Annotated in this window: 13 protein-coding genes; 6 read left to right on the top strand and 7 right to left on the bottom strand. The window is 47.2% G+C overall.

Annotated elements, in window-relative coordinates; translation table 11 throughout:
* Positions 1 to 60: 60 nt before the first annotated feature.
* Together lptG and lptF are read right to left on the bottom strand one after the other, a co-directional pair.
* Positions 61 to 1,131 carry an LPS export ABC transporter permease LptG gene (gene lptG / locus L1D15_RS17285; RefSeq protein WP_239838898.1) on the bottom strand — a complete coding sequence of 357 codons (1,071 nt, stop codon included), beginning with the start codon at positions 1,129 to 1,131 and terminating at the stop codon, positions 61 to 63.
* Between the two features lie 3 nt (positions 1,132 to 1,134).
* The gene (gene lptF, locus L1D15_RS17280; protein ID WP_239838897.1) at positions 1,135 to 2,241 is read right to left on the bottom strand and encodes an LPS export ABC transporter permease LptF; all 1,107 of its coding nucleotides are present in this window, start codon (positions 2,239 to 2,241) and stop codon (positions 1,135 to 1,137) included.
* A 191-nt stretch (positions 2,242 to 2,432) separates the two neighbouring features.
* On the opposite strand from lptF, the gene pepA reads away from it, so the two are divergent.
* The 3 genes from pepA (at position 2,433) to L1D15_RS17265 (ending at position 7,398) form a co-directional block, all read left to right on the top strand.
* The gene (gene pepA / locus L1D15_RS17275; protein WP_239838896.1) at positions 2,433 to 3,941 is read left to right on the top strand and encodes a leucyl aminopeptidase; all 1,509 of its coding nucleotides are present in this window, start codon (positions 2,433 to 2,435) and stop codon (positions 3,939 to 3,941) included.
* 52 nt (positions 3,942 to 3,993) lie between these two features.
* A complete protein-coding gene (locus tag L1D15_RS17270; protein ID WP_239876540.1) occupies positions 3,994 to 4,443 on the top strand; it encodes a DNA polymerase III subunit chi in 450 nt (149 codons plus the stop codon).
* Positions 4,444 to 4,539: 96 nt separating this feature from the next.
* The gene (locus L1D15_RS17265) at positions 4,540 to 7,398 is read left to right on the top strand and encodes a valine--tRNA ligase (RefSeq protein WP_239876539.1); all 2,859 of its coding nucleotides are present in this window, start codon (positions 4,540 to 4,542) and stop codon (positions 7,396 to 7,398) included.
* A gap of 53 nt (positions 7,399 to 7,451) precedes the next feature.
* On the opposite strand, the gene L1D15_RS17260 is transcribed toward L1D15_RS17265, so the two are convergent.
* Both L1D15_RS17260 and L1D15_RS17255 read right to left on the bottom strand, forming a co-directional pair.
* Positions 7,452 to 8,444: a M48 family metallopeptidase gene (locus L1D15_RS17260; protein WP_239876538.1), complete on the bottom strand. Its 993-nt coding sequence runs from the start codon at positions 8,442 to 8,444 to the stop codon at positions 7,452 to 7,454.
* Positions 8,444 to 9,619: a YjgN family protein gene (locus L1D15_RS17255; RefSeq protein WP_239876537.1), complete on the bottom strand. Its 1,176-nt coding sequence runs from the start codon at positions 9,617 to 9,619 to the stop codon at positions 8,444 to 8,446. Before L1D15_RS17255 ends, L1D15_RS17260 begins: the two co-directional genes overlap by 1 nt.
* Before the next feature lie 299 nt (positions 9,620 to 9,918).
* On the opposite strand from L1D15_RS17255, the gene L1D15_RS17250 reads away from it, so the two are divergent.
* On the top strand, positions 9,919 to 10,650 hold the full coding sequence (locus L1D15_RS17250) for a transporter substrate-binding domain-containing protein (protein ID WP_239876536.1): 732 nt from the start codon (positions 9,919 to 9,921) through the stop codon (positions 10,648 to 10,650).
* Here L1D15_RS17250 and L1D15_RS17245 read toward each other — a convergent pair.
* Positions 10,647 to 11,609: a D-2-hydroxyacid dehydrogenase gene (locus L1D15_RS17245; RefSeq protein WP_239876535.1), complete on the bottom strand. Its 963-nt coding sequence runs from the start codon at positions 11,607 to 11,609 to the stop codon at positions 10,647 to 10,649. The genes L1D15_RS17250 and L1D15_RS17245 overlap by 4 nt on opposite strands.
* Positions 11,610 to 11,638: 29 nt before the next feature.
* The gene (locus tag L1D15_RS17240) at positions 11,639 to 12,376 is read right to left on the bottom strand and encodes a pseudouridine synthase (protein WP_239876534.1); all 738 of its coding nucleotides are present in this window, start codon (positions 12,374 to 12,376) and stop codon (positions 11,639 to 11,641) included.
* Between the two features lie 182 nt (positions 12,377 to 12,558).
* Between L1D15_RS17240 and L1D15_RS17235 the strand changes: the two genes are divergently transcribed.
* Positions 12,559 to 13,830, top strand: coding sequence for a divalent metal cation transporter (locus tag L1D15_RS17235; protein ID WP_239871019.1), 1,272 nt, complete (start codon positions 12,559 to 12,561; stop codon positions 13,828 to 13,830).
* Positions 13,831 to 13,887: 57 nt separating this feature from the next.
* On the opposite strand, the gene rapA is transcribed toward L1D15_RS17235, so the two are convergent.
* A complete protein-coding gene (gene rapA / locus L1D15_RS17230; RefSeq protein WP_239876533.1) occupies positions 13,888 to 16,797 on the bottom strand; it encodes an RNA polymerase-associated protein RapA in 2,910 nt (969 codons plus the stop codon).
* A 472-nt stretch (positions 16,798 to 17,269) separates the two neighbouring features.
* Here rapA and L1D15_RS17225 point away from each other — a divergent pair, with 472 nt between their 5' ends.
* Positions 17,270 to 18,646 (top strand): PhoH family protein, encoded by a 1,377-nt coding sequence (locus tag L1D15_RS17225; RefSeq protein WP_239838886.1) that lies wholly within the window; start codon positions 17,270 to 17,272, stop codon positions 18,644 to 18,646.
* Positions 18,647 to 18,651 lie beyond the last annotated feature (5 nt).

Genomic DNA, 18,651 nt, shown 5'->3' with positions numbered 1-18,651 from the left:
ACGGCAGCTCTTCACTTATAGCGGAGCTGCCGTTTGGTTTCTCAGCGCATAAATTTCTGTTTAGAGCTTTCTGCGCAGTAGCATCAATGCCACTGATAAAAAGACGATGCTTGGCATCACAGCACCAAAGACTGGTGGAATGCTATAAACCAAACTGAGTGGGCCAAAGAATTCACTGGAAATATAGAAAGTAAAACCGGCTACCACACCAGATAGAATACGTGCCCCCATCGTTACACTGCGCAGTGGGCCAAAGATGAACGACAACGCCATCAGCATCATTACCGCAATAGAGAATGGCTGAGTGACTTTGCGCCACAAGGCCAACTCATAACGAGAGGCGTCCTGCTCAGAAGCCTTGAGGTAAGTAACATAATCATATAAACCGCTCAGTGATAGCTCTTCGGGCTTGACCGTCACTACCGCCAATTTGTCAGGCGCTAAAGAGGTCGTCCAACGATACTCAGGCAAATTGGTTTTGGAGATTTCCACTTCATCCAACATCTCCGTTAACTGAACGTCTTTCATTACCCAAGTGTTATCGGACAAATAATCTACTTCCGCTGCATGCACGACACTTTCCAACTGTTTATCATTGTTGAAACGCCACATATTCAAGCCATAAAGTTTATCGTCCTCAACTTTACCAAGAAAAATAAAATCGTTCGCATCACGTGCCCAGACACCGGTTCTCACCGACATGATCGCTCCACCAGATGTGGTAAAAGCACGCAGGTCACGCGCCATCTTCTGAGCTTGGGGCGCCCCCCACTGGCCAAGTAACGTCACTAACACCATCAAAGGCACAGCTGTCTTCAATACCGACAATCCGATATCCAATTTCGAGTAGCCCGCCGCCTGCATGACCACCAGTTCAGAACTCGAAGCAAGCATCCCCAAGCCAATCAAAGCACCAAGCAAAGCCGCCATGGGGAAAAACATTTCAACATCACGAGGAATACTCAGCAGTACGTAGAACAAAGCTTGAAGTAAGTCGTAGCTACCCTGGCCCACTTTGCGTAACTGCTCCACATACTTAATGATCGCAGACAAGCCAACAAAGGTCGCGAGCACCAGCGATGTGGTTGCAATGATGGTTCTGCCAATATAAAGATCGAGAATTTTAAACACGACTTATGCTGCCTTCTTTTTTCTTTGTCTTAGTTTGTCTTTAAAGCGTCGCATTGGAATGCTGTCCATGGAGTTAATACCGACTGCGGTCAACAACAAAGCCGCGTTGATCGGCCACATACCAATAAAGGAAGGGATTGAGCCATCTTCCAACGCAGATTTAGTCGCACTGATTGAAAGGAAATACGCCAAGTAGATAAGAATCGCTGGACCCATTTTAGCAAATCGTCCTTGACGTGGATTCACTGCCGACAGCGGTACAACCAGCATGGTTAGAAGTGGGATACACACCACCAACGAAATTCGCCATTGCAATTCAGCTTGAGCGCGAGGATCTGGGTTAGAAACAAGCTGCATGGTTGGAATCGCTTCCCAATCACGCCCTTTGGGTTTCACGTCACGCTGACCAATCAAACCTTCGTATTGGTCGAAGTCGGTTACCATATAATCAACGCGCGTTGGTACACCTTCATAACGCGTACCGTCGTACATGCGAATGACCTGGCGCCCATCACTCAGCTCTTTCACTTCACCGGACTGCGAAAAGGAAACGCTTGGCAAAATCGAATCACGTGGGCGCATCTGTGCTACAAATACATGCTTAAGTTGCTTGCCTTCAATATCATCAATAAAGACCACAGAAGAGCCATCCGGTGTCCCTTGGAACTGCCCTTTCTGTAAAAGATCCACACTGTTCTCGGCTTCCACTTCTTCCTGTAGCTGAATTAGCTTCTCCTGACTCATTGGCGAAAACACAAAGGCATTAGCTGCGGCAATCACACCCGTGATAACGGCCAAATACAATGCTGCACGAATAAGGAATTTATTTCCTATTCCGGTTGCATTCATAACGGTTATTTCACTTTCCGCGTACAGGCGGCCGAAAGTAAGCAAAATACCGAGGAATAGGCTCAATGGCAGCATCAATAGCCCCATTGACGGCATGCTCAAACCTACGTAGTGCATTACCAGACCCGCAGGAATATCCCCATCCGAAGCATCCGCTAAAACTTTGATCAATTTTTGGCTTAAAAACACTAAAAACAGGATAAAAAATATCGCTAACTGGCTCTTGAGTGTCTCGCGGATCAAATATCTAACAATAATCACGCTGAAATTACCTATACAAAACTTGTTTTTTTAATTGAATCACTATAATTTCCCGTTGAACCTTTTATTTTTAAATTTTTTGGCTAACTGTTAACGCGCTTATTTAAAAGTAGTTCCGATTAAGGAATCAACAAGTAAGACGCCATTATCTAACATTTAGTTCTATTTGTCTTCAGGATGTAGGAGTACGCATGGAGTTCAGTGTAAAGAGTGGTAGCCCGGAAAAGCAACGCAGCGCTTGTATCGTTGTAGGTGTATTCGAACCACGTCGCCTTTCTCCAGTTGCTGAACAGCTCGATAAAATCAGCGACGGCTATATCAGTTCACTACTTCGCCGTGGTGATCTGGAAGGAAAACCAGGACAGATGCTACTTCTGCATCAAGTACCGGGTGTTTTGTCTGAACGTGTTTTACTTGTCGGTTGTGGCAAGGAACGTGAATTAGGCGAGCGTCAGTACAAAGAAATTATTCAGAAAACAATTAACACTCTGAATGAAACAGGTTCGATGGAAGCTGTCTGCTTCCTAACTGAGCTGCATGTCAAAGGCCGCGATACTTACTGGAAAGTGCGTCAAGCAGTCGAAGCAACAAAGGATGGCTTGTACACCTTTGATCAATTCAAGAGTGTAAAACCGGAAACTCGTCGCCCACTGCGTAAACTGGTATTCAACGTACCTACACGTCGTGAATTAAACCTAGGTGAAAAAGCGATCACCCATGGCCTTGCCATCGCTTCAGGTGTCAAAGCATCGAAGGATCTTGGCAACATGCCGCCAAACATCGCCAACCCTGCTTACCTTGCTTCTCAGGCACGTCGTCTGGCTGATGATTATGAGACCATCACCACCAAAATCATCGGTGAGCAAGAGATGGAAAAGCTGGGCATGACTTCCTACCTAGCGGTCGGTCGTGGCTCAAAGAACGAATCTATGATGTCTATCATGGAGTACAAGGGCAACCCAGATCCCGAAGCGAAACCAATCGTGTTGGTTGGTAAAGGTCTGACTTTTGATTCAGGCGGTATCTCACTTAAGCCAGGTGAAGGCATGGATGAGATGAAGTACGACATGTGTGGTGCGGCATCTGTTTTCGGTACCATGAAATCTCTGGCGAAACTGAACCTACCAATCAACGTAATTGGTGTTCTTGCTGGCTGTGAAAACATGCCGGGCAGCAATGCTTACCGCCCTGGCGATATCCTAACCACAATGTCAGGTCAAACGGTTGAAGTGCTCAACACCGATGCGGAAGGCCGTTTGGTTCTTTGTGATGCACTGACGTACGTTGAACGCTTCGAGCCAGATTGTGTCGTGGATGTTGCCACGCTGACAGGCGCGTGTGTGATTGCACTGGGTCACCATATCAGTGGTGTGGTTTCTAACCACAACCCTCTTTCTCACGAGTTGGTTAATGCGTCTGAGCAAGCAAGCGATCGCGCATGGCGTCTTCCAATGGCGGATGAGTACCATGAACAGTTGAAGAGCCCATTTGCTGATATGGCAAATATTGGTGGTCGACCTGGCGGCACCATCACGGCTGGCTGCTTCCTGTCAAAATTTGCCAAAAAGTACAACTGGGCCCACATTGACATAGCAGGAACGGCGTGGAAGTCAGGCGCGGCGAAGGGCTCAACAGGTCGTCCGGTCTCGATGCTTGTCCAGTTCTTACTGAACCGCAGCGGCCAAGAGACAGAAGAATAATTTCTGAACAAATTTCAAAGGGCCGCAAGGCCCTTTTTTATTCGATATCACTATGCCAAATGCGACGTTTTACATCATACAATCAGGCTCTCCACAGGCCAAGCCACAAGGCTTTGAGCAATATGTAGTGTTTCTTTCTGGGCACTTTGCGAAACAAGGCGCTAAGGTCTACCTACACTGCCATGATAAACAGCACGCTGAGCAATTAGCGGAGCGGTTCTGGCAAGTAGAAGCCGAGCAATACCTCGCCCATAACCTGGTTGGTGAGGGCCCAAAGTATGCCACGGGCATTGAAATCGGATATCAAGGTGTAAAACCCTCGTGGAATCGTCAATTAGTAATAAATTTGGCGGAAAATGAGACAACCTTTGCGAACAAGTTTGCTGAGGTGGTAGACTTCGTCCCTTGCGAAGAAAAAGCCAAGCAACTGGCGCGACAGCGATATAAAATCTATCGCCAAGCGGGTTATCAGCTACAAACGATCGACATCGCACACAATTAGTGGTCAATCCTTATAGTTAAGCTCTCCTTCAAGAGAGTTCACTTATAAAGATTGACTTAGAATTAAACCAGACCTATCTGCAGAATATCTATCGCTATGGAAAAGACATACAACCCAACTTCAATCGAACAAGCTTTGTACCAAGCTTGGGAAGAGAAAGGCTACTTTAAGCCACACGGTGACACGACGAAAGAATCATACAGCATCATGATCCCGCCACCGAACGTCACTGGTAGTCTACACATGGGCCACGCGTTCCAAGATACAATCATGGATACTCTAATCCGTGCTGAACGTATGAAGGGCAAAAACACCCTTTGGCAGGTAGGTACTGACCACGCTGGTATCGCTACTCAGATGGTTGTTGAGCGTAAAATCGCAGCAGAAGAAGGCAAAACCAAACATGACTACGGTCGTGATGCCTTCATCGACAAAATCTGGGAATGGAAAAACGAATCTGGTGGCACAATCACTAAGCAGCTTCGTCGTCTAGGTGCATCGGTAGATTGGGACCGTGAGCGCTTCACCATGGACGATGGCCTATCTAACGCAGTTCAAGAAGTGTTTGTTCGCCTGTACGAAGAAGACTTAATCTACCGTGGTAAGCGTCTAGTAAACTGGGATCCTAAACTACACACTGCAATTTCTGATCTTGAAGTTGAAAACAAAGACAAAAAAGGCCACATGTGGCACTTCCGCTACCCGCTAGCGGATGGCGTTAAAACTGCTGAAGGTAAAGACTACATTGTTGTTGCGACAACTCGTCCAGAAACCATGCTTGGCGATACGGGTGTCGCAGTTAACCCAGAAGATCCACGTTACAAAGATCTGATCGGCAAAGAAATTCTTCTTCCAGTCGTTGATCGTCGTATCCCTATTGTGGGTGACGAGCACGCTGATATGGAGAAAGGTACTGGTTGTGTGAAGATCACTCCTGCACACGATTTCAATGACTATGAAGTAGGTAAGCGCCACCAGTTACCGATGATCAACATCCTAACTTTCAACGCTGACATTCGTGATGCTGCGGAAGTATTCACCACTAACGGTGAAGCAAGTGATGTGTACTCAACAGAGCTACCTGCTAAGTACCACGGCATGGAGCGCTTTGCTGCGCGTAAAGCTATTGTTGCAGAATTTGAAGAGCTAGGACTTCTAGACGAAATCAAAGATCACGACCTGACTGTTCCTTACGGCGACCGTGGTGGCGTGGTTATCGAACCAATGCTAACTGACCAGTGGTACGTACGTGCTGCACCTCTTGCTGAGCCTGCTGTTAAAGCGGTTGAAGATGGTGAGATTCAGTTCGTGCCTAAGCAGTACGAAAACATGTACTTCTCTTGGATGCGTGACATTCAAGACTGGTGTATCTCTCGTCAGCTTTGGTGGGGTCACCGTATCCCAGCTTGGTACGACAACGACGGTAATGTTTATGTAGGTCGTACTGAAGAAGAAGTACGTGCAAACAACAACCTTGCACCTGTTGTTGTTCTTCGCCAAGACGACGACGTACTCGATACATGGTTCTCTTCTGCGCTATGGACTTTCGGTACTCAGGGCTGGCCTGAGCAAACTGAAGACCTGAAGACATTCCACCCTTCAGACGTTCTAGTAACGGGCTTCGACATCATCTTCTTCTGGGTTGCACGTATGATCATGATGACCATGCACTTCAACAAAGATGAAAACGGCAAGTCACAAGTACCATTTAAGACGGTTTACGTAACGGGCCTAATCCGTGACGAAAACGGCGACAAGATGTCTAAGTCTAAGGGTAACGTACTTGACCCTATCGACATGATCGATGGTATCGACCTTGAGTCTCTAGTAGAGAAGCGTTGTGGCAACATGATGCAGCCTCAGCTAGCGAAGAAGATCGAGAAGAACACACGTAAGACTTTCGAAAACGGTATCGAACCATACGGTACTGATGCACTGCGCTTTACTCTTGCTGCAATGGCCTCAACGGGTCGCGACATCAACTGGGATATGAAGCGTCTAGAAGGTTACCGCAACTTCTGTAACAAGCTATGGAACGCAAGCCGCTACGTTCTGATGAATACAGAAGAGCAAGACTGTGGCTTTGGTGAAGGCGAGATCGAGTACTCACTTGCAGACAAGTGGATCGAGTCTCAATTTGAGCTAGCCGCTGCCGATTTCAATGGTCACATTGATAACTATCGCTTGGATATGGCCGCGAATACAATTTACGAGTTCATCTGGAACCAATTCTGTGACTGGTACTTAGAGCTGACTAAACCAGTACTTTGGAAAGGTAGCGAAGCTCAACAACGTGGTACTCGCCGTACGCTAATCACGGTTCTTGAGAAGACACTGCGTCTGGCTCACCCAGTGATCCCATACATCACTGAGACAATCTGGCAGAGCGTTAAACCACTTGTTGAAGGCATAGAAGGTGACACCATCATGCTTCAGGCTCTTCCTCAATACGACGAAGCGAACTTCAACCAAGCCGCGCTGGATGACATCGAGTGGGTTAAGTCATTCATCACGAGTATCCGTAACCTACGTGCTGAGTACGACATCAACCCAGGTAAGCCGCTCGAAGTGATGCTGAAAGCTGCGAGCGCAGAAGATGCAGCACGTCTAGAAGCGAACAACCAAGTGCTTGTTTCTCTCGCGAAGCTTGAGTCTGTACGTGTGCTAGAAGCGGGTGAAGAAACGCCTGCATGCGCAACCGCTCTTGTGGCGAAGTCTGAGCTAATGATCCCAATGGCTGGACTTATCGACAAAGACGCTGAGCTTGCTCGTCTCGATGGCGAAATCAAGAAGACTCACGGCGAAATCAAGCGTATCGAAGGCAAGCTAGGTAACGAAGGCTTTGTGGCTAAAGCACCGGAAGCGGTTGTCGCGAAAGAGCGAGAGAAGCTAGAAGGTTATAAAGAAACGCTAGTGAAGCTTGAAGAGCAAAAGACCACAATTGCTGCGCTATAAACCGGTACAGTGTTAACTAAAAGGCAGCGAAATCGCTGCCTTTTTTGTATCAGCTATTGACGAGCAGCATCAATCCGCTGTTTGAAGTCAGGATGAGTACTCATCCACTCGGGTATTTCCAACTCACCTTGTTGCCTAAACAATTCAAACATTTCAGCCATTGGCGCACTACTTCCATAGATGGCTTGCATAGCCTGTATGGCATACACATCCGCTTCAATTTCCGCTTCTCGAGAGTGACCATTGGAGAGGAAGAACACCCCCACTCCAGCCAGATTATCTACCACTCCTGAACTTTCGCCAGTTAAGAGTGCAACGCCCACCGAAAGTAAGCTCGAGTGAACCAATCGCTTCATCATATGACGATGATGAACGTGGCCTAGCTCGTGAAGGATAATGCTATCGAGTTGTTGTTCATTCTCAGCCAGAGTAACCAAGTCGTCGAGTAACACGATTTTCCCACCCGGCAATGCAAATGCATTGGCGCCAAGCTCTGAGGAGCGAAACACCACCTCAATGGGATAAGGTAACGCTTCCAGCTGTGTGACATGCTGAGCCACACGTTGGCGGATCACTTGCTGCTCTTGCTGACTCAACTCGCTCTCTTGCCAGCTATTATCAAAGCTTTCGAGAACTTTATCGCCCAATGCCACTGCAACGTAATCAGGGATAGCATTGGCGACCTTGTCACTGGTCCATGGCAAGACATAAAAGTAACTGCCCAATACCACTCCGATACACACTACCGCTGACAACAACCACGCGAACCAGTTAGCTTCCATTTTATCAATGGTGCTGCTTCTGCGATTTCGTTCCAGCCAGTGGCTCACTTCTGTCGTTCTTTCAACCACAAAAACCCAGCCATCGGGAAACTTGAATCGCACAGGTAGGTTACCAACAGGGACACTGATCTCAGCGTATTGCTGGTCACAACTGATGATTTGACCTTCAACGCACAAGCTTAACGCATTAGCTTGTGTCACATCCAGCTTAGCAGGATGGCGCTCCGAGCTTCGTGGCGGAAACGCCACCCCATCAAACATCATTAGCTAATTCCGATACCTAAATCGAAGGCTTGAGCCACTTCATCCGATATCGCAGATTGAACGTTCGAGTCTTTATCTGTCGCTTTCAGCAGGCTCATATCACCAAATACTGCGGTATTATCGGCAACATAGCGCGAGGTTCTTACCATGACCCAAGGTCGGGCGATACTCAATGTAACGACCTGAAGCAAGAAGTTAGAGATAACCAACCAAGTGTAACCTCTGGCAGTAAAGGTCGAGTTAAAGGTATAGCGATTGTCTGATTCTTGTTCAAGTTTAGCTTGCAGTTGTTCGAAGATGTAGTTACGAACTCGAGTCGTTGTATACGCGGTCAACCCAATGGTCAGAACGATGATTGCTAGATAAGCAACAATGAAGACTGTAAACTGAGATGCGCCCATTAACGAACTGTAATCACCATTCTGGATAGCCGTAAGGTCAAAGCCACTAAAAATCGTCAGAGACATCGCTATCATAAGGATGATGGACGCAGCAATACCCAGCCCCATCGCTTTCAGGTAGGTCTTAACAAAGAAGCCTGTTTCCAATTCTGCACTGAACTTCCAGTCACCATACCGATAACCATTGGTGAAATACTTATGTGCGCCAACCACAACCCATGCGTATAGCACAGACAAGAAGACAAAGAATGCGATTCCTAGAACTGTAGCTGCGATACCTGACACCCCTGAGACTGCGACAATTGCGGCAATATAGATAGCAATGGCGACTAGCGCTCCCAAGCCACGCCCCATCAGTGATAGGTAAGCATCTTTCAATGACGAGTCAAAAGAGAAGTGAACATTGCGGTAACTCGTCATTGCAGCATCAAATCGAGCGTTGCTCCATAGTAGCCAAGGTAAAGCCACATAAAAAACCAACAGCAACACAAAACTCACCTCAGGAAAGAATGCGTTGGCAATAGCCCAAATACCAAGAACCGCAACAGCCACTAGACGCCCCTTGAGAATTTGCATCGGCTGAGCGTGATATTCAAAGTTATCACTATCTACATAGGTATTGCCGTAGAAATAGCGCTTTGTTCTGACTTTGGCCCAAGCGGAATAGATGCCAAAAGTAATAATGCTAAGCAAAACATTGACTATCCATATGCCAAAGAACTCGCCTCCCTTACCCCTAAACTCAACGGGGTTTGTGATATGTTTATGTTCCATTTCTTTATTTTCCTGACGTTATTGACTAAAACACAAGCCGAATAATTTCTTACATTTCATTCCTAGCGTCTATGTCTTAATAACAAGAAAGTGCAACCAGTTGATGTACATCACAAACAACACCGCACCTCGATACAATAATTTTACATATATCGAACAATAAGAACATTTGATGTTTGAGTTTCAAGCGTTTATATCGAACTTTACACCTTACTTATAAATATTTTGTCGTTTAATGCTCTTTTCAAATTGACTCATCTAAAATGAATTATGGTGCCATAAAAAAAGGTATAGAGAAGTTGAAGAAGTTCTTGCTCGGTATTCCACTATTATCATGTTTTATCTGTGTGCAGGCGTATGCTGAGAACATAGATAAAACGGTTAGAATCACAGCTGGAGAGTGGCCACCATTTATCGGCCAAAACCTTGAAGGGTATGGTGTTGTCGCTCAAACCATCACTCAAGCATTTGCGCTTCAAGGTTATAAAGTGACTTATACTTTTTATCCTTGGGCCAGAGCGTATGAAAAGGCACAAAGCGGAGAGTTCGACGCCACCGCCGTCTGGATGTTCGATGACGAGCGAACACAGCATTTTTACTATAGCAAACCGGTCTCACAAGAGCAGTTTGTTTTCTTCCACCACAAGGACTTAGACTTTGAATGGTCAGAGATCGAAGATTTAAAAGGCTACAAACTAGGCGGAGGGCTGGGTTACAGCTATGGACCTGAACTGGACGCACTTATAGAGTCAAAGGGCGTTACTATGAGCCGAGTTAACAGCCCCAGTCAGAATCTGCTACGACTCAACCACCACCGAATTGAAGTTTATCCAGAAGAGCGACAGATAGGCTTGTACAACCTCAGTCAGCAAACCAAAGATGTTCAGAACAATATTACCTATCACCCCAAGCCCTTTCTCAATAACGATGGCTTCGTGATGTTTTCCAAACAGAGTCCAAGAGGAAAGGAGCTGCTAGCCATATTTAATCAAGGCTTACTCAAATGGCGCCAGCAGCAAAATGAGCACTAAACCACTCGATTTTGTTCTCTCCCTTCTATAAAGGCGGTAATGTTATCCATCAATATATTCGACAGGTTCTGAATCGATGAGTCACTTCCCCACGCTACATGAGGTGTCAGCAATAAATTCGGCAGATCCATATTCGCCAGTAACGGGTTGCTTTCGTCAGCAGGCTCCTGCGTAAAGACATCCACACCCGCTCCAGCAATCGTGCCATGCTTTAATGCCGCAACCAGAGCCCCTTCGTCGACTAATCCCCCGCGGCCAGTATTGATCAGTAGGCTTCCGGGTTTCATTTGCGCCAACTCATTTTCTCCAATCAAGTTACGTGTGGCCTCAGTCAACGGACAATGCAGTGTGATCACATCAGCCATCATTAATACCTGTTCAAAGGGTAAATAGCCTTCCCGACAGGCATCTGCCCCTTTGTGTTCGGCATAAATAACTTGCATCCCGACCGCTTTAGCCAACGCCGCTGTCGCCAGGCCAAGTGCCCCTGAACCAATCACTCCCAGCGTAGATCCTGCAACATCACCAATTGGGTGAGTGAAAAAGCAAAACTGCTGATTTCGTTGCCACTCTCCTTTGGCGATATCGTTATGGTAGCCATGCAAATTGCGTCTGAGAGCGAAGATCATGCCGATAACATGCTCCGGCACCGACTGTGTGGCATAACCTTGGACATTCGTCACCGCAATCCCCTGTGCTCGACAATAATCGATATCAACATTGTTAAACCCAGTCGCCGATATGGCAATCAATTGAAGTTCGGGCAATTGAGACAAAACTTGCTGGTCTAGCACCACCTTATTGGTAATCACAATTTGGGCGTCTTGCAGGCGCTCCACCACCAGCTCAGAGCTGGTGAAATCATATTCAATCCATTGGTGGTCAAAAGGAAGGTGAGGTAATTCGATATGAGTGGGGATCGTGGCGCGATCCAAAAAAACAACATTAGGCAGCGACATGGTTTCTCCTTCCGCTGCCTATAGTGAAATCATGGACGTGGCAGCGTTTTATAGTCCGGCAATTCTCGCACAGGATCGAAATAGTTAAAGATCAATGCCTCCGCTTCAGGATAGAAATCACAAGGAACAAAAATACTGCGTAGACGTTCATCTTGAGGATGGTAAAAACTCAATTCAGCCGCATGCAGTTCAAGACGATTGGAGAATTTGAAGGCTTCTCCCTCTGAATAGAACTCATCTCCAACAATCGGATGCCCTAACGCCTGCATATGCACACGCAGCTGATGTGAACGCCCAGTTATAGGCAGTAACCTGACAATGGTGGTCTGATCTTCGCGCTTTGCCACCTCAAATAAGGTCTTTGATGGCTTACCCTGCTCAAAACAAACTTTCTGCTTCGGCCGATTTGGCCAATCACAAATCAGTGGAAGATCCACTTCCCCCGCATCCTGCTCTACATATCCCCACACACGAGCATAGTAGACCTTGTGAGTAAGGCGGAACTGAAACTGCTTTTTTAGTGCTGATTCTGTGGGTTTGTCCTTGGCAAATAACATCAGCCCTGATGTTGACATATCAAGACGGTGGACCGGTTGAATGTCAGGATAGAGTGCCTTCAATCGACTCCACATGCTGTCATAGTGCTCAGCCGCGCGTCCAGGAACAGATAAAAGGCCAGACGGCTTATTCACCACAAGGATACCTTGATCCTCAAATACTCGCTCAATCCAAGGTTCGGTGGGCGGGTAATAGTCCTGCATGGCCATAAAATATCTCAATACTACTTATAACTCACCCAGTATATCAGACTCAGGGTTGTGACAGAGTTTCCACATCCAAGTCTATTTTAGCGCTTTTTATGTAAATAATATTTAACACTCTGATTACGTATGATATTGGTTCTACCATTGACAAGAAAAACACTAAAACACGACATCAAGGAATACAAATGGAAACGATCTCCACTTCAGAGAGCCACGCTAAATACTCTCTGGCACAACTTGTCCGTTCGCTAGGCCCAGGGATAATGATGGCTGCCGCTGCCGTCGGAGGGTCACATTTAGTTGCTTCGACCAAAGCCGGAGCTATTTACGGTTGGCAACTGGCGGTATTAATTCTGCTGGTCAACTTTTTTAAATACCCATTTTTCCGCGCCAGTATTCAGTACACAATGGGGACAGGGGAAAGTCTAGTCGAAGGCTACTCAAAACTTGGTCGTCCGTATCTGTGGTTATTTGTTACGTTAAGTGTCATTTCCGGTATCGTCAATACCGCTGCTTTATTGCTATTCAGTGCTAGCTTACTTGGGTACTTTATCCCCGTGGAACTCTCCACCACAACCTTATGTTTGATTGTTCTAGCGACCTGCTTGACGATTCTGTTTGCTGGCCACTACAAAGCCCTCGACTCCTTATCGAAAATCATTATGGCGGTACTGACCATTGCAACCCTGACTGCGGTGGCTATTGCCGCAGGTAACCCTGTCGAAGCGGCTCCTGCTTTTGAAGCGCCCTCACCTTGGTCCATTGCTGCTATCGGGTTTATCGTCGTCACCATGGGGTGGATGCCAGCTCCGATTGAAATTTCCAGCCTGACATCAATGTGGCTTAAAAGTCAGCAACGCCACCAAAAGGTAACAGCTCGTTCCGCCTTGTTTGATTTTAATGTGGGCTACATCGGCACGGCGATTCTGGCGATTGTTTTCCTTGCGCTGGGTACTTTGGTCTTACACGGCAGCAATATTGAATTATCTCAATCGGGTGTAGGATTTTCGCATCAATTGGTCGGTCTATATGCATCAACCATTGGCGAATGGTCACGTTACCTAATTGCAGCCGTCGCGTTCTTCTGTATTTTTGGCAGTACGATTACCGTCATTGATGGCTACGCTCGAGTGATTTCAGAATCTCAACGCCTACTGCGTAAGCAAAAAGAGATGAGACCCAAAGTGACGCAAGGGTGGATGCTACTGATTTCCGCAGCGGCACTGTCGATCATCGTTTTCTGGGCAGCAGCACTACTGCCTATGCTCGACTTTGCGATGATTCTAGCCTTTATGACAACGCCATTCTTTGCTCTGCTGAACTATATTTTGGTTTCAAAATCGCCGTTACCTGAACCTCTAGCGTTGGGCAATAAGTTAAAGTGGCTTTCTATCACTGGCCTTGTCTACCTGTTTGGTTTCTTGGCAGTATTTGTGTGGTGGAAGTGGCTTATGTAACCCGCCGCTATAAAAAAGGCCTTCAAATGAAGGCCTTTTACTGCAAGTTGCGTAAAATCAATTATGGGACACAACAATCATACGTAGTGAATCTAGCTGGTACTGAGCTTGAGCAATGTAGCCATTGAGCTCTTTAATTTGCTCTTCAATCGCGGCCAGCTCCTCATCACGAATGTTTGGGTTTACCGCTTTCAAAGCTTGTAGTCGTTCCAACTCCGCATTCAAGCTCGCCTGCATTTCCTGCTGCGCCTCTGCACGTACGGCTTCGACTTTTTCGACGATCAACGCTTCACCTGCGGTGATCATTTGATGGACCTGAGCCTGAACTGATGACACCAGTTTGGTCGCCATATGACGACCTACCGGGCTAAGTTGGCGGTTAAAGCTTTCAAATTCTACTTGCTGAGATAAGTCATTACCTTTGCCGTCTATCATAAGGCGAATCGGCGTTGCAGGTAGGAAACGACTGATACCACTACGCTTTGGCGCCTGCGCATCGACTTTATATACCAACTCAAGCAGCATGGTGCCTACTGGCAACGCTTTGTTCTTCAGCAAAGAGACTGCCGTTGCACCGACGCCTTCACTCATCAATAGGTCGATACCCCCCTGAATCATCGGGTGCTCCCAACTGATGAAGTTCATGTCTTCACGAGACAAGGCTGTGTCACGATCAAAGGTGATCGTCGCACCTTCATAAGGCAGACCAGGATAACTTGGTACCATCATGTGTTCAGATGGCGTCACCACCAAGGCATTTTCCCCTTTGTCGTCCTGATTAAGGCCAATGGTATCAAACAGACTCAACGCAAAGGTCACTAAATTGGTATCGCCATCGGTGGCCGCAATCTTATCGACGATCTGCTGAGCTTTTTCGCCACCATTGGAATGCATTTCCAGTAAGCGGTCTCGCCCTTGCTCAAGTTGAGATTTGAGCTCTTTATTCATCGCAGCCGATTCGCTGATCACATCATCGAGTTCAGTAACGTCACCCGAAGCAAGCATTTCAATCAAACGATCAGAGAACTTGTCATACACCGCGCGACCTGTCGGGCAAGTTTCAGCAAACGCATTTAGACCTTCATCGAACCAACGCGCCAGAATCGCCTGTGAAGTCTGCTCCAGATAAGGAACGTGAATATCAATATCACGGCTCTGACCAATACGGTCCAGACGACCAATACGCTGCTCAAGTAAGTCAGGGTTGAACGGCAAATCGAACATCACCAGTTGGTTTGCAAACTGGAAGTTACGACCTTCTGAGCCAATTTCACTACAGATAAGGACCTGAGCGCCACCCTCTTCCTGCGCAAAGTAAGCGGCCGCTTTATCACGCTCCAGTATCGACATACCTTCGTGGAACACAGTGGCACGGATACCTTCACGCTCACGCAGTGCCTGCTCCAACTGCAACGCAGTGCTGGCACGAGAAGCAATAACCAAAATCTTGTCACTGCGCTTTTGTTTGATCTTCTCAATCAGCCAATTGACACGTGAGTCAAATTGCCACCAGCTGGCATCATCGCCTTCAAACTCTTGGAAGATTTCTTCTGGGTAAAGATTTTTCAGCGCACGTGCTTCAGGGCTGATTTTGCCACCAATCATGCCCGATACGCGCATAGACGTCGTGTACTGCTGAGGGATCGGCATTGGTAGCAGATTAACGTTACGTACCGGGAAGCCTTTGATCGCTGATCGGGTGTTACGGAACAACACACGACCAGTACCATGACGGTCCATCAGGTTGTCGATCAGTTCCTGACGAGCTGCGGCTTTGGCATCTTCTTCGCTATCGCTTTCAATAATGCGGAACAGAGGCTCAACATCTTGCTCAGACAACAACTCAGTAATCTGATTTTTAGCGTCATTCTCAAGTTGTTGACCAGAAAACAGCGCACTCACTGAATCCGCTACTGGCGCGTATTGCTCTTCTTCCTCAACAAACGCTTGGTAGTCATAGAAGCGGTCTGAATCGAGCAAACGCAAGCGGGCAAAGTGACTCTCACGTCCTAATTGCTCTGGGGTTGCGGTCAGAAGAAGTACCCCAGGTGTGCGCTCAGCTAACCCTTCAATCACCTGATACTCACGGCTTGGCTGCTCTGGGCTCCATTCTAGATGGTGCGCTTCATCGACAACCAGCAAATCCCACTCGCCTTCAAGTGCTTGCTCAAAACGCTTACGGCTCTTGCGTAGGAAGTCCAGTGAACACAGTACATATTGCTGGGTATCAAACGGGTTATCTGAATCAGCAAACGCCTCAATACAGCGCTCTTCATCAAAAATAGAGAAATGCAGATTGAAGCGTCGCATCATCTCGACCAACCATTGATGCTGCAACGTTTCCGGTACCACAATCAAGATACGTTCCGCTCGGCCCGCCAACACCTGCTGATGAATGATCATCCCAGCTTCAATGGTTTTGCCTAGACCAACTTCATCGGCTAACAAAACGCGAGGCGCATGGCGACGACCAACTTCATGAGCAATGTATAGCTGGTGAGGAATCAAACCAGCACGCATACCACACAAGCCACGCATCGGGCTTTTGTGCTGCTCGTATTGGTTGATTAGTGCACGGTAACGGAGCACAAAGTTGTCCATGCGATCAATCTGACCGGCGAACAGTTTATCTTGCGGCTTGTTAAATCGAATTTGATTACTGAGCATGATTTCGCGCAGCATCACCTCTTGCTCTCCGCTGTCTTCGCGAGTGCCAATGTAGGCAAACAGACCTTGGTCCTCGACCACTTGCTCAATTTTAAGTGACCAGCCTTGCTGACTGTCAACAACATCGCCAGCATTAAAGGTGACTCGGGTAACCGGAGCATCATTGCGAGCGTACACTCGGTTCTCTTCCGACGCTGCAAACATCAGCGTCACAGTGCGAGCATCCAATGCTACAACCGTCCCTAAACCTAAATCGCTTTCCGTATCGCTGATCCAACGCTGGCCCAAAGCAAATGTCATGAATCGACTACCTCACCTGTTTAATTCAAAAATGGGTCTATTTATCTTAGTTGTTCTTACGTGACTTGAAAGGCAGCTGACGGGGAAACGAATGGCCAGCCGTCACGTCAAAAAGGTCGCTCATATTACTCGAAGCTGTGATATTGGTCACGCACAAACGCCTCAAAAAACAACAAATTTTTCTTCATCTTTTGCATGACATCAAAGTGTAAGAAAAGAGTGGCACATCTAAAAAAGAGAGTTGGGAATCTGACTTATACTCACAGATGAGAATGCAGGCTATCGCGTCAATTTTTCGACTGGCACGAGAGATGCATTATTCGGATGACGATCAACACGGGTTTGTAGCGTATCAGCTAACCGACAGCGATCTCTGAGCGACTTAGCGATAGGCTACAAGCAACCGCAGGTAGGCCATAATCACAAGCGATTGTGAATGGCAAACAAGCCGCATCACGGCAAGGAGACGCTTATGGGTGACACGGATCGGAAACTTTTTGTCCTAGACACCAACATCCTTCTTCATGAACCTTTAGCCATCTATTCCTTTCAAGAACACGACGTGGTCATTCCAATGACCGTCCTCGAAGAGCTCGACCGAATCAAAGACAGTAAACGCGACGTTGCCCGCGATGCCCGAGTGGCCATCCGCGCAATGGAAGCCATGTTCAAAGACGCCACACCAGATGAAATCTCTGAAGGCATTCCAATTAACCGCGATAAAGAAAACACCGGACATATCTCTATTCTCGCCGATTTTGAGCTGCAAGAAACCATTAAGGCTTTTGCAGACAAGGCTGGCGATAATCGCATTCTTAATGCGGTGCTTTATCTGCAAAACAAACGCGCACCACGTGAAGTGGTTCTGATCACCAAAGATATTAATATGCGCTTGCGTGCCAAGGGCGCTGGCGTTCGCTTCGTTGAAGACTACCGAACAGACCAATTGATTGATGATGTTCAGTACCTAACTAAAGGCTTCCAACAAATCGAAGGCGACTTCTGGAGTAATATCGAAGAAGTCGAGAGTAAGAACCTTGGCGGTCACACCTTCCACACTCTAGACCGAGAACCTTTTGAGCCGACCTACATCAATCAGTATGTCATTGATGAAGAAAGTGACTTTGCAGGGCGAGTGGAAGAAATAACCCCGGAAAAAGTGACACTCAAAGATCTCAGCCGCGAGCGTATGATGCATCGCCGAGCGTGGGACATCACGCCGAAGAACATTTATCAGGGCATGGCCTTAGATGCCTTACTCGATCCTGATATTGATTTGGTGATTCTCACCGGGGCTGCGGGCAGTGGTAAAACGCTACTTGCTATGGCTTCCGCTTTGGAGCAAACCATTGAACACGGTATGTTCGACAAGATCATCGTTACTCGTAATACACCAGATATCGGCGAATCGATTGGCTTCTTGCCTGGCAGTGAGGAGGAAAAAATGCTGCCTTGGTTAGCGGCGGTAACGGACACACTGGAAGCGCTGCATAAGCACGACCACTGTACGGAAGGCTCATTGAAGTACATCTGCGACAAAGCCAATATACAGTTTAAGTCGATAAACTTTATGCGCGGCCGCTCAATACAAAACGCGTTTGTGTTGCTGGATGAGTGTCAGAACCTGACTGCTTCGCAAATCAAAACCATCATTACTCGCTGTGGTGAAGGTACTAAGATAGTCTGCTCGGGTAACCTAGCGCAGATTGACTCCCACTACCTCACCCCTGTTACCTCAGGGTTAACCTACATGGTAGAACGCTTCAAGAACTTCGAAGGCAGCGCTAATGTCCACCTAAATGGCGTCGTGCGCAGCCGTCTGGCCGAGTTTGCAGAAGAGAATTTATAATCACA

Source organism: Vibrio sp. Isolate25 (assembly GCF_022398025.1).
GTDB lineage: Bacteria > Pseudomonadota > Gammaproteobacteria > Enterobacterales > Vibrionaceae > Vibrio > Vibrio coralliilyticus_A.
Note: the sequence above shows the minus strand (reverse complement) of the source record. Positions and strands in the feature narration are given on the sequence as shown.